Source organism: Mycobacterium xenopi (assembly GCF_009936235.1).
GTDB classification, from domain to species: Bacteria; Actinomycetota; Actinomycetes; order Mycobacteriales; family Mycobacteriaceae; genus Mycobacterium; species Mycobacterium xenopi.
On the sequence record NZ_AP022314.1, the window covers coordinates 3,213,574 to 3,226,054 of the forward strand.

General features: G+C 68.6%; 11 protein-coding genes and 1 pseudogene. 2 read left to right on the forward strand and 10 right to left on the reverse strand.

Annotated elements, in window-relative coordinates:
- Positions 1 to 10 precede the first annotated feature (10 nt).
- Entirely contained in the window at positions 11 to 1,171 is a 1,161-nt protein-coding gene (locus MYXE_RS15120) for an acyl-CoA dehydrogenase family protein (protein ID WP_003919334.1), read from the reverse strand.
- Between the two features lie 203 nt (positions 1,172 to 1,374).
- Between MYXE_RS15120 and MYXE_RS15125 the strand changes: the two genes are divergently transcribed.
- On the forward strand, positions 1,375 to 1,764 hold the full coding sequence (locus MYXE_RS15125; RefSeq protein WP_332102145.1) for a hypothetical protein: 390 nt from the start codon (positions 1,375 to 1,377) through the stop codon (positions 1,762 to 1,764).
- Here the strand turns inward: MYXE_RS15125 and hflX are convergent.
- The 7 genes and pseudogenes from hflX to MYXE_RS15160 all read right to left on the reverse strand — a co-directional run bounded on the left by hflX (position 1,746) and on the right by MYXE_RS15160 (position 8,763).
- Positions 1,746 to 3,197 (reverse strand): GTPase HflX, encoded by a 1,452-nt coding sequence (gene hflX / locus MYXE_RS15130; protein ID WP_085193752.1) that lies wholly within the window; start codon positions 3,195 to 3,197, stop codon positions 1,746 to 1,748. The two genes, MYXE_RS15125 and hflX, sit on opposite strands and share 19 nt — an antisense overlap.
- Positions 3,198 to 3,243: 46 nt before the next feature.
- Positions 3,244 to 4,116 (reverse strand): diaminopimelate epimerase, encoded by an 873-nt coding sequence (gene dapF, locus MYXE_RS15135; RefSeq protein WP_085193750.1) that lies wholly within the window; start codon positions 4,114 to 4,116, stop codon positions 3,244 to 3,246.
- Positions 4,117 to 4,176: 60 nt separating this feature from the next.
- Positions 4,177 to 5,112 (reverse strand): tRNA (adenosine(37)-N6)-dimethylallyltransferase MiaA, encoded by a 936-nt coding sequence (gene miaA, locus MYXE_RS15140; RefSeq protein ID WP_085193748.1) that lies wholly within the window; start codon positions 5,110 to 5,112, stop codon positions 4,177 to 4,179.
- A pseudogene (locus tag MYXE_RS15145) lies at positions 5,100 to 5,785 on the reverse strand (class III extradiol ring-cleavage dioxygenase family protein). Before MYXE_RS15145 ends, miaA begins: the two are co-directional and overlap by 13 nt.
- 10 nt (positions 5,786 to 5,795) lie before the next feature.
- Positions 5,796 to 6,707, reverse strand: a complete 912-nt coding sequence (locus MYXE_RS15150; RefSeq protein WP_003919340.1) for a DMT family transporter — start codon at positions 6,705 to 6,707, stop codon at positions 5,796 to 5,798.
- A gap of 94 nt (positions 6,708 to 6,801) precedes the next feature.
- Positions 6,802 to 7,728, reverse strand: coding sequence for a DMT family transporter (locus tag MYXE_RS15155; RefSeq protein ID WP_003919341.1), 927 nt, complete (start codon positions 7,726 to 7,728; stop codon positions 6,802 to 6,804).
- Positions 7,729 to 7,782: 54 nt separating this feature from the next.
- Complete coding sequence (locus tag MYXE_RS15160) at positions 7,783 to 8,763, reverse strand: DMT family transporter (protein WP_169714181.1); 981 nt, start codon at positions 8,761 to 8,763, stop codon at positions 7,783 to 7,785.
- A 339-nt stretch (positions 8,764 to 9,102) separates the two neighbouring features.
- Between MYXE_RS15160 and MYXE_RS15165 the strand changes: the two genes are divergently transcribed.
- On the forward strand, positions 9,103 to 10,431 hold the full coding sequence (locus tag MYXE_RS15165) for a DUF349 domain-containing protein (protein WP_085193744.1): 1,329 nt from the start codon (positions 9,103 to 9,105) through the stop codon (positions 10,429 to 10,431).
- Here MYXE_RS15165 and MYXE_RS15170 read toward each other — a convergent pair.
- Together MYXE_RS15170 and miaB are read right to left on the reverse strand one after the other, a co-directional pair.
- On the reverse strand, positions 10,428 to 11,018 hold the full coding sequence (locus tag MYXE_RS15170) for an Rv2732c family membrane protein (protein WP_003919344.1): 591 nt from the start codon (positions 11,016 to 11,018) through the stop codon (positions 10,428 to 10,430). The two genes, MYXE_RS15165 and MYXE_RS15170, sit on opposite strands and share 4 nt — an antisense overlap.
- Positions 11,015 to 12,481: a tRNA (N6-isopentenyl adenosine(37)-C2)-methylthiotransferase MiaB gene (miaB, locus tag MYXE_RS15175; protein ID WP_085193742.1), complete on the reverse strand. Its 1,467-nt coding sequence runs from the start codon at positions 12,479 to 12,481 to the stop codon at positions 11,015 to 11,017. Before miaB ends, MYXE_RS15170 begins: the two co-directional genes overlap by 4 nt.

Sequence of the window (12,481 nt, forward strand, 5' to 3'; positions counted from 1 at the left end):
CGCGCCGTGCCTAGACACCAAGGCTGCGGCCGATGATCTCCTTCATGATCTCGGTGGTGCCGCCGTAGATCGTCTGCACCCGGGCGTCCAGATACGCTCGGGCGATCGGATATTCGCGCATGTAGCCGTACCCGCCGTGCAGCTGCAGACACCGGTCGACCAGGTGCACCTGTTTCTCGGTCGCATACCACTTGGCCATCGCAGCCTGCTCGGCGCTGAGCTTGCCGTCAAGATGCAGGCGGATGAACTCGTCGACCACCATCCGGACCACGGTGGCCTCGGTCGCCAACTCCGCGAGCAGGAACCGGCTGTTTTGGAAGCTGCCGATCGGCCTGCCAAAAGCCTTGCGCTCCTTCGTGTATTGCAGTGTCTGCTCAAGCACTGTTTCCATTGCGGCGGCGGCCATGACGGCGATTGAGATCCGCTCCTGGGGCAGGTTCTGCATGAGGTAGATGAACCCTTTGCCCTCCTCGCCGAGCAAGTTCTCCACCGGGACCTTGACGTCGGTGAAAGACAGTTCGGCGGTGTCCTGTGCATCCAAGCCGATCTTGTCCAGATGACGGCCGCGTTCGAACCCCTCCATGCCGCGTTCCACGACGAGCAGCGAAAAGCCGTGCGCGCCTTTGTCGGGATCGGTCTGGGCCACCACGATCACCAAATCGGAGTTGATCCCGTTGGTGATGAACGTCTTTGCGCCGTTGAGCACATAGTGGTCGCCCTGCTTGACGGCGCGGGTCTTGATGCCTTGCAGGTCGCTACCTGTGCCGGGTTCGGTCATCGCGATCGCTGTGATCAGTTCGCCGGTGCAGAATTTCGGCAACCAGCGCTGCTTCTGCTCGTCGGTGGCCAACCGCAGTAGGTAGGGCGCGACGACGTCGTTGTGCAGCCCGAACCCGATTCCGCTGTAGCGTCCCTTGGTGGTCTCTTCGGTGATGATCGTGTTGTAGCGGAAGTCGGGGTTACCCCCACCGCCGTACTCCTCGGGCACCGCCATGCCCAGAAAGCCCTGCTTGCCGGCCTCCAGCCACACGCCGCGGTCGACGATCTTCGCCTTTTCCCAATCGTCGTGGTAGGGGGCGACGTGGCGATCCAGGAAAGCCCGGTAAGACTCCCGGAACAGTTCGTGTTCGGGTTCGAACAGGGTGCGCTCGTATTTGACAGCACTATCCATGACGACCTCCGGCGGACGCGGCTTTGCCGCCCAACATATACCAACCGGATGGTTGGGCGGACTGGCGGTAGCGCTTACCCTCGGCCCATGGCGGAAAAGCTCCGGGTGCAAGAGCGCAGGCAGGTTCTCGAGTTCACCTTCGCCGACATGCTGCGCTACGCCGCCCGTATTCACCTGCCGGCGTCGCGAACGCTTTCAAAGTCATGCAGTACGCCTTCGACCTGTTGTCACCGACCGAACCGCCGCAGCGGCGCTGCGTCGTGGTTCGCACCGCGTTCCAGGGGCCCGGTGCGCGCGACGGGTTCGAATTGGTCACCAGAGCGGTCACCGACGGGCGGTACACGGTCGACCTCGACTTGACCCGACCCGAGTGTGGCCGGCTGCGGCAGAGCTTCGTGTTCGCGGTTCACCTTGGTGACCGGTCTGCGACCCTGCTGCTGCGGGACGGCTTCGTCACCGAGGAATTCATCGACCTGGCAGGCAAACCCGACCGCGACGTCGCCGAGGAGACCCGCTTGGACGAGCTGAAGGCCGACCTGGCGGGGCGTCTGCTGGCCGTGCCGGCCGACTGCGTCTACGAGGTTGTTGCCTGACTCCCCGCCGCCGCGAACTCGCGCAGACTGGCGGCCAGCGCGACCGGAACCCGCGCCTTGATCCGGGTGCCATGCGCATGGTGTTCGGCTTCCTGCACACGGCCGTCGGTGTGCACTCGCGACACCAGGTCGCCGCAGTGGTAGGGGATCACCACGTCGACGGCGGTGTCAGTGGGCTTAGACAGCTCAGTCAGCTCGGCCATGCGCTTGCGCAAGATGTCGATGCCCTCCCCTGTGCGGGTCGAGACGAACACCGCCCCCGGCAGCGCGCGGCGCAACTTGGCCAACGCGAGATCGCCGGCGGCGTCGACCTTGTTCACCACCAGCAGCTCCGGTGCCGGATCGCCGTGGTGGTCGGCGATCACCTCGCAGAGCACGTGGCGCACCGCGCTGATCTGCGCGAGCGGGTTGACGTCGGAGCCGTCGACGACATGCACCAGCAGGTCGGCGTCGACGACTTCCTCCAGTGTGGACCGAAACGCCTCGACGAGCTGCGTGGGCAGGTGGCGCACGAAACCGACGGTGTCGCTGATCACGAAGGACCGCCCATCGTCGAACTGCCCACGCCGGGTGGTGGGTTCCAGCGTGGCAAACAGCGCGTCCTCCACCAGCACTCCCGCGCCGGTGAGGGCGTTAAGCAGGCTCGACTTGCCGGCGTTGGTGTAGCCGACGATCGCGATCGAGGGCACGTCGCTGGCCAGCCGGCGGCGCCGCTGGGTGTCGCGGACCCGTTTCATGCCCTTGATGTCGCGGCGCAACCTGGCCATCCGCTCGCGGATGCGGCGCCGGTCGGTCTCGATCTTGGTCTCACCGGGACCACGCAGGCCCACGCCGCCGGTGCTGCCGCCGGCGCGGCCACCGGCCTGCCGCGACATCGACTCACCCCAGCCGCGCAGCCGCGGCAGCATGTATTCCATTTGTGCCAGCGACACTTGCGCCTTGCCTTCCCGGCTGGTGGCGTGCTGGGCGAAGATATCGAGGATCAGCGCGGTGCGGTCGATGACTTTGACCTTGACCGCCTTCTCCAGCGCGGTGAGCTGCGCCGGCGACAGCTCGCCGTCGCAGATCACGGTGTCGGCGCCGGTGGCCAGCACCACCTCGCGCAGCTCCTGGGCCTTCCCCGAGCCGATGTAGGTCGACGGGTCAGGCTTGCTGCGTCGCTGGATAAGCCCTTCGAGCACCAGGGAGCCGGCGGTTTCGGCCAGTGCGGCCAATTCGGCCAGGCTGGCCTCGGCGTCGGCGGCGCTGCCCTCGGTCCACACGCCCACCAGCACAACGCGCTCGAGCCGCAGCTGGCGGTACTCGACCTCGGAGATGTCGGCGAGTTCGGTCGACAGCCCGGCGACCCGGCGCAGCGCCGAGCGGTCGTCGAGGGCCAACTCGCCCGCGCTGGGCTCAGGCAAGACCTGATCGGGGGATTCCGGATATGTCATAGGCAATTACCGATGGTGCACGCCGAACCGGCGGTGTGCATCCGAATCAACGCTGTTGGCGTCGCCACCATTCCTCGTTCAGCTGCCCGGCGGCGACCAGCACCGACGGCCCGCGCAAATAGCTGGTGGCTTCGGTGAGGGTGACGCTGACCTCACCCCCGGGCACCCGTACCGCCAGTGTGCCGGTGGTGGCGCCGCTATGCGCCAACGCCGCGACCGCGGCGGCCACGGTTCCGGTGCCGCACGAGCGGGTTTCACCGACCCCGCGTTCGTGTACCCGCATCCACACCGCGCCGCCGTGCGGGGCGGTGAGGATCTCGATGTTGACCCCGTCCGGGAACTGCGCCCGGTCGAAGGTCACCGGTGCTCCAATATCCAAGGCGGCCAACGTTTCAGCCGTAAGTTGCGGATCCAGGCACGCCAGATGCGGGTTGCCCACATCGATCGCCAGGCCGCTGAACCGCCTGCCGCCGACCACGGTCTCCCCCACGCCGAGCCGGTTGGCCTTGCCCATGTCGACGGTGACGTCGGCGTGGCCCTGGCTGACGTCGTGCACCGTGACCGGGCGAGCCCCGGCCAGCGATCCCACCACGAATTCGTCGCGCCGCTCGAGCCCGCTGACCCGCAGGTAGTGCGCGAACACCCGCGCACCGTTGCCGCACATCTGGGCGATCGAGCCGTCGGCGTTGCGGTAGTCCATGTACCAGTCGCCGGCGTCGACGCCGTCGGGCAGGCGGTCGAGCACACCGGCAGCCTGCGCGGCGGCGGCGGTGGTGATCCGCAAAACCCCGTCGGCGCCAAGGCCGCGACGGCGGTCGCAGAGTGCGGCCACCGCCTGCGCCGTCAGGGCCAGCCTCGCCTCCAGGTCGGGCAGCAGCACGAAGTCGTTCTGGGTGCCGTGGCCTTTGGCGAAGATCATGTGCGCCACCCCTCGATCCCGGCTGCGCCGACAGAATCGTCGCCGGCGCGGATCACCTGCTCAGGATACGTGCCGCCAGGCGGCCAGCACCGCGGAGACGGTGGCGGCGCGGTCGGGCGCGGCGGCGTCGATCCAGTGGATACGGTGGTCGCGGCGAAACCAGGACCGCTGCCGCCGCACGTAGCGGCGAGTGCCGAGGTAGGTCTGCCGGCGCGCGTCGTCGAGCAACTCCGGCGTTCCACCGGCATCCAGCGCTGCGATCACTTGGGCATAGCCCAGCGCCCGGGACGCGGTGACGCCGTTGCGCAGGCCCCGCTTGAGCAAGCCGACCACTTCGCCGACCAGGCCACACTCGAACATGGTGTCGGTGCGTCGGGCCAGTCGCTCGTCGAGAACTGAAGTGTCGCAATCCAATCCGACGATGACGGTGTCCCAGCGTGCCCGACCGATCGGCGGTGCCGAGGCGGCAAACGGCCGCCCGGTGACTTCGAGGACCTCCAGGGCCCGCACGATGCGGCGGCCATCGCTGGGCAGGATCGCCGCGGCGGCGGCCGGGTCGCGGCTGGCGAGCTCGGCATGCAGCCCAGCGGCCCCGACGTCGGCGAGCCGCTGCTCCCACTTGGCCCGCACGGCCGCATCAGTCGCCGGAAACGACCAGTCGTCGAGCAGGGACTGCACGTAGAGCATCGACCCGCCTACCACGATCGGCACCGCTGCCCGGGCCATGATCGCCTCGATGTCGGCCGCAGCACCCTGCTGGTAGCGGGCGACGGAGGCGGTTTCGGTGACGTCGAGGACGTCGAGTTGATGATGGGGGATGCCGCGACGCTCGGCGACCGGCAGTTTGGCGGTGCCGATGTCCATGCCGCGGTAGAGCTGCATGGCGTCGGCGTTGACGATCTCCCCACCCAGCCGCTCGGCGACGTCGAGCGCCAGCTGCGACTTGCCGGTGCCGGTGGGGCCGACAATCGCCAGCGGCCTGGTCACGGCTGCCAGACGCCGGCGAAGTAGCCCACGCCGTAGGGCGCTCCGCGGTAGAGCTCCTTGGCCGATCGCGGCGCCGGCTCGGCCAGTCCGGCCAACACCTGAAACGGCACCCGCCCGACCACCTGGGCCGGCAGCCGGGTCAGCGCAGCCGTGTCGCCGCAGGCCAGCGCGTCGTCGAGGGCGAGTTGCACGTCGACGTCGCCCGGGTGGTAGCCGCCCGGGGCCGCCGGGGTCAAGGTGTTCGCGCCGTCAGCGACGATCAGCACTCCCGTCGGTTCGACCAGCTGGTCGATCTCGGTGCGCAGGCGTCGGCCCCGGGCCATTGCGGCGTCGACGTGGTGGTCGTCGGCGTAGACGCGGACTTCCGCCCGGGCGTGCGGCTGGGCCTGCTCACGTGCCCACGCGGTGATCAGGGCACACAGCGGCAGTGCGCCGGGCCGACGGGGGCATGCGGCGAGAGCCGCACCGGCAGCTCGACCCCGAAACCGGCGAAGGTGCCCGCGCTCTCGGGTCCGACCACGCCATCCGAACGCCCTGAGCCGACGGCGATCCAGTGCGCCGGCAGCGAAGCAGCAGCGGTGATCACCGCCTCGCGAAGGTCGGCCACCTCAGCGGCAGCGGTTCCGGCGAGCTGCGGGACCAGCAGCGGTGCGGACGGGATAATCGCAATGGCGCCCAGCACGCCACCAAAACTAACGTTTCGGCGACATCACGGGTTGGCGGGTGGCGGCGGCGCCGCCGCGGTCGACGGCGAGTGTGGCGGCCTCGTCGCGGGCCAAGGCCACCGTCGCCGCAATCATCACGACCACCGCGATCGCCAGCGTCGACCACCCGGCCTGGCCCGGCCGCAGCACTTCACCCAGCATGGCGATTCCCAGCAGCGAACCCAGCAGTGGCTGGCACACCGTCAGCGTCGGCAGCGACGCGGTCAGCGCGCCGGCGCGAAACGACGACTGCTGCCACACCGTCGCCCCCAACGCGGCCAGCAGCCAGCCATACAGCTCCGGGGTCCGCAGCAGCGTCCCCACACCGGCACCGAGCACACCGATGACGCCCTTGGTCAAGACCGCGAAGAGCGCCCACGACAACGCCGACGCGATCGCCAGCAGCACCGCAACCGCGGGGCCGGAACACTTGCGGGCCGCCACCAGGCAGGACACCAGCGCCGGCCCGATCAACACGATCGCGACGGCCCAAGTGGTGATCGAGGCGCGCGCGTGACCGGCCGACGGGTGGCCGACGGTCACCACGATTGCAACCGCAACGGCCAGCAAGGCCGCCCACGTCCATTCCCGCCTGGTCATCCGGCGACGGGTCACGCGAGCATTGATCGGCAACGCGAACAGCAGCGCCGTCACCAGCAACGCCTGCACCAACAGCACCGATCCCAAGCCCAGCGCCGCGGCCTGCAGCCCGAAGCCGACGGCACCCGCCAGACTTCCCAGCCACCACCGGGGGTATAGCAGCAGCCTGGCGAACAACCCGACATGGCCGACCGGCTTGTCCGTGACCTGCCGCGCGGCGCGCTGGTGGATCACGTTGCCGACCGCGATGAACAGCGCAGCACTTAACGCCAGCAGTGCCGCGATGTCCGTCCTCGGCATGCCTGACCTCCCCGCCGACGTGCGCCGGCGCATATCAACTGTTGCACGAACCTGCTGCGACCCTGGGCAACAAGGCGCGGCGCGCCGGGAACCGTTAGCCGCTCAGGTGTTGCGACGCGGCGGTCGGTAGGTCGCGGGCCCTCGCGTCACGCCCCGCGCCAGCGGCCATGGTTGCGGCCTCACCGCGAGCCAGGGCCACCGTTGCGACCATCACCACCACGGCGGCGACGACGAGCACAAGCCACTCGGCGCCGTCGGCACGCAAACTCTCGCCGAGCACGGTGACCCCGAGCACGGTGGCCACCACCGGCTTTGCCACGGTGATGGTGGGCAGCGAGGCGGTCAGGGCGCCGGCGCGGAACGCGGACTGCTGAAAGACCATCGCGACCACCGCGGCGAGCACCCATGCATACAGCTCCGGCGTCTGCACCAAGTGGCCGGCACCGTGTTCAAGCACGTCGACAATGCCCTTGGTCAGCACCGCGAACAGCGCCAACGACGAGCCCGACACCACCGCCAGCAGCACCGCAGCAGCCGGCCGATCCGACCAGATCTGGGCGCCCAAAACACATAGCCCCAACGCCGGACCCATCACCAATGCCACGACGATCCAGGCTTCCAGCGAGCCGCGCGACTCACCGGCTGTCGGATCCCCGACGGTCACGACCACCGCCAGCGCCGCGGCCAGCAGTATCGCCCACATCCACTCGCGCCCTGTTATCCGATGACCGGTCACCCGCGCATAAATCGGCAGGGCGAAGAGTATGACCGTGACCTGCAGCGCGGTGACCAACATGACCGAGCCGTGGTCGAGCGCTGCGGCAATCAGACAGTAACTGGCAATATCCCCCATTCCGCCCAGCCACCACCGGACGTCGCGCAACAGCATGCCAAACAGCGCCAAGTGGCCGACGGGCTTGTCGGTGACCAGCTGCGCGGACCGCTGACGGATCACACTCCCGATCGCGGCTGCCAGCGCAGCGCACAAGGCGAACAGCGTCGCAACATCGGTATTCGACATGGGCTGATCTCCTCGCCGACGTCCGGCCCGCAAGCCGTTACGCACACTTACCGTTCACCCGCTGTTCCCCGACGGGCCGAGAAACACTCTATTGCGCCCGCCAACCTGGCCAACCAGGGGAAGCACCCGGCGCGAGACTGCGTCGCCTAGCCCGACATCCTGTCGCCGTTCGGCGCCGGCGGCCATGGTGGCGGCCTCGCCGCGCGCCAGGGCTACGGTCGCCACGACCACGACGACCACCGTCGCGATCAGCACGAGAATCTCGGCACCCGGGGTTTGCAAGGTTTCACCGAGCACGACCACCCCGAGCACCGATGCGACCACCGGCTCGGCCACCGTCATGGTCGGTAACGAGGCGGTCAGCGCGCTGGCCCGAAACGACGACTGCTGAAAAACCGTTCCGACCAGCCCGGCCACTAGCCAGGCATACAGCTCCGGCGCGTGCAGCACCGGTCCCAGCCCCTGCCCAAGCACCGCGACAATCCCCTTTGTCAGCACCGCGAACAGCGCCCACGCCGACGCCGACACCACCGCCAGCAGCACGGCGGCCGCCGGCCCCGGGCAGATCCGCGCCCCCAGGACACACAACACCAACGCCGGTCCCATCACCGCGGCAACCACCGTCCACGCCGCGGCCGACCCGCGCTGGACGCCAGCGCTCGGATCACCTACGACGATGAACACCGCAACCGCCGCCGCCACCAGCACCGCCCACACCCACTCCCAACGGCTCACCGGATGCCGGGTGAGCCTGGCATTGATCGGCAACGCGAACAGCAACGCCGTCACCTGCAGCGCCTGCACCAACACCACCGACCCCAGCGCCAATGCCACGGCTTGCAAACCGAAACTGGCAACCGCGGCCACACCGCCCAGCCACCAGCGGGTGTCGCGTAGCGACATGCGGAACAGCTGCAGGTGCCCCACAGGCTCGTCGGTGATCTCCTGCGCAGACCGCTGGCGGATCACATCCCCCGCTCCGGATATCAACGCGGCGATCAGGGCAAGCAGCGCGGCGATATCCACCTTCGCGATGGGTGACCCCCTAACCGGCTGGCCGGCCCGCAAGCCGTTACCTGCCTGCTATTCAGCGACCGTTCCACGAAGCCCCCATTGTGCTCGCGCAGGGTCGCATCGCCCCGAAGACGCGCGCCCCACGGCTGGGTCGTGCCCGATCTGTAACGCTTGCATACCACCGCGGCCCGCCGGTTTGACGACAACGAGCAAAAGCAAACGTGCCCGCATGTTGCCCGCCAAGCTGCTTGAATACAGTTGGAACCGGTCAGGAGCACTGCTTCTGACTTGCAGCTGATGGCGCCGCGGTGCGCGGCAGGTGCGCGGACGCAACCGCGCGAAGGGTGGTGACGGCAGCGTATGACGGCTGAAGAACCTCGCAGCAACGATTCGCCCCGTCCGGCACCCCGCCCCGGGCCACGTCCCGGGCCCCGACCGACATCACGGCCGTCCCTGCACCCCGTCGCGGCGACCCCGGTCAGCGACCCCCACCGGTTCGGCCGTGTCGACGACGACGGCACGGTGTGGTTGATCACGGCGAGCGGCGAGCGGGTGATCGGCTCATGGCAAGCCGGCGACTCCGAAGCTGCGTTCGCGCATTTCGGCCGGCGGTTTGACGATCTGAGCACTGAAGTCGCGTTGCTGGAGGAGCGGCTCGCATCCGGCACCGGCGATGCCCGCAAGATCAAAGCCACCGCGTCGGCGCTGGCCGAGTCGTTGCCAACGGCGAACGTGCTCGGCGACGTCGACGCGCTGGCCGCCCGGTTGACCGCGATCCGCGAACATGCCGAGTCCATCGCCGCCGCCGACCGTGCCCGCCGCGAAGAACATCGCGCGGCGCAGACCGCGCGCAAGGAGGCGCTGGCCGCCGAGGCCGAAGAGCTGGCCGCCAATTCGACGCAGTGGAAGGCCGCCGGCGACCGGCTGCGCGCCATCCTCGAGGAGTGGAAGACGATCACCGGGGTGGACCGCAAAACCGACGATGCGCTTTGGAAGCGGTATGCTGCGGCCCGCGAAATGTTCAACCGCCGGCGGGGATCGCATTTCGCCGAGTTGGACCGGGAACGCTCCGGGGCCCGCGACACCAAGGAGCGGCTGTGTCAGCGCGCCGAAGAACTCGCCGAATCGACGGACTGGAGCACCACCAGCGCGGAGTTCCGCAAATTGCTGGGCGAATGGAAGGCGGCCGGGCGGGCCGCCCGCGAGGTCGACGACGCGTTGTGGCGGCGCTTCAAAGCCGCCCAGGACAAGTTCTTTCAGGCGCGTAACGCCGCGACCGCCGAGCGCGATGCCGAGTTGCGCGCCAACGCCGCCGCCAAAGAGGCGCTGCTCGCCGAGGCCGAGAAGCTGGACACCAGCAACCACGACGCCGCCAGAGCGGCGCTGCGGTCGATCGCCGAGCGGTGGGACAAGATCGGCAAGGTGCCACGGGAGCGTTCCGCCGAGCTGGAACGACGGCTGCGAGCGGTGGAAAAGCGGGTGCGCGACGCGACTGAGCCGACTTGGTCCGACCCGCAGGCGCAGGCCCGGGCCGAGCAGTTCCGCGCCCGCGCCGAGCAATTCGAACGCCAAGCCGAAAAGGCGCAGGCCGCCGGCCGTAGCCAAGAAGCCGACGAGGCCAAGGCCAACGCCAAGCAGTGGCGCGAGTGGGCCGAGGCCGCCGCCGACGCGCTGACCCGCAAACCCTAGGGCCGCCGGCCGGGACCCGGCGGTTTGTCTTCGTCCGGGTTGTCGAGGCTTTCCAGCAGCGTTTTGGATTGCTGGCCCGCGGCAGCGCGGCGGCGTTGTTCCTCGGCGGCAAGCTGCACAATGGTGCGCGACCACACCACCCGGGCCCAGTGAAACGTCAGCAGGATCACGGTGATCCACGAAATAACGAGACCCACACCCGGGCCGGGATGACCTTCAGCCACCGTCTGCCGCGACCAGACCGCAAGCAGCCCAACGGCACTGGCTAGCGCCGAGCCGGCCAGCGCCACCCAGGCCAACGCCCAGCGCCGGGTCATCAACGCCAGCATCGAAAAGCCGACGCCGAACACCAGCGCCAGCCAGCCGAACACCCGCGACGGCAGCGCCAAGGCGGCGGCGGCGGCTCCGTGGCTGGCGAACAGCACATCCCAGCCCCGGACATCGCCGGTGTGCGGCAGGATAAACGAGCCCAGCAGCACGAACACCAGGATGGCGACAACGAAACCTCTTGCGCCAGGGTCGATTTCACGCGCTATGCGACGCTCGGCGTCCTCCAGGTCCGCTTTGAACGCGTCGAACTCGTTCATCGGCACCCAATTCTGGGCATGCCGAGGCCCACCGCGCGCGGCCGCTGCTCCTGCACATCGCCGGCGCGGGTGCGGCGGTGCGAAAGAATGCCGGTGTCCGCGATCAGGTGATGCGGCGCGGCACCGGTGACCACGGTGGTGACGATGTCACCAGGCCGTATCTGCTGCTCGCCGGGTGTGAAGTGGACGAGCCGACCGTCACGTGCCCGCCCGCTCATGCGCGCGGTTCGGCTGTCTTTGCGGCCTTCACCAGTGGCGACGAGCAGTTCGACGGTGTTGCCGATCTGGGCGCGGTTTTCCTCCAGCGCGATCTGCTCCTGTAGGGCAACTAGCCGTTGATAGCGTTCTTGCACAATATCTTTGGGCACCTGCCCGTCGAGGTCCGCGGCCGGTGTGCCGGGGCGCTTGGAATACTGGAAGGTGAACGCACCCGCGAACCGAACCCGTCGCATCAGCTCGAGCGTGGCGGTGAAGTCCTCCTCGGTTTCACCGGGAAAGCCGACGATCACGTCGGTGGTGATGGCGGCGTGCGGTATCGCCGCGCGCACCCGATCGATAATGCCCAGGTAGCGCTCGACCCGGTAGGACCGCCGCATCGCACGCAAAATCCGGTCGGAACCCGACTGCAGCGGCATGTGCAGGGCCGGGCAAACGTTGGGGGTTTCCGCCATCGCCTCGATGACGTCGTCGGTGAACTCCGCCGGATGCGGTGAGGTGAACCGGACCCGTTCTAGCCCCTCTATGCGCCCACACGCCCGCAGCAGCTCGGCGAAGGCGCCACGGTTGCGGGGCAACCGTGGATCGGCGAACGAGACGCCGTAGGCATTGACGTTCTGGCCCAGCAGCGTGACCTCCAGCACGCCCGCGTCCACCAACGACTGCACTTCGGCGAGGATGTCGGCCGGACTGCGGTCGACCTCCTTTCCCCGCAGCGACGGCACGATACAGAAGGTGCAGCTGTTGTTGCAGCCGACGGAAATGGAAACCCAAGCGGCGTAAGCAGATTCGCGGGCTGCCGGCAATGTTGACGGGAACACCTGCAGCGCCTCGGCGATTTCAACTTGGGCAACCTTGTTGTGGCGGGCTCGCTCCAGCAGTGCGGGCAGTGACCCGATGTTGTGGGTGCCGAAGACGACATCGACCCACGGCGCCTTGCGCAGCACCGTGTCTCGGTCCTTCTGCGCAAGGCAACCGCCGACCGCGATCTGCATGTCCGGGTTATGCCGCTTGCGCGGGGCCAAGTGGCTCAAGTTGCCGTAGAGCTTGTTGTCGGCGTTTTCCCGGACGGCGCACGTGTTGAACACCACCACGTCGGCGTCGGCGCCTTCGGGGGCGCGCCGGTAGCCGGCCTCTTCCAGCAATCCCGCCAACCGCTCGGAATCGTGCACGTTCATCTGACAGCCGTAGGTGCGCACCTCGTAGGTGCGTGTCGGCGACGCCGCCGCCACCGCTGGTGCTGTCAT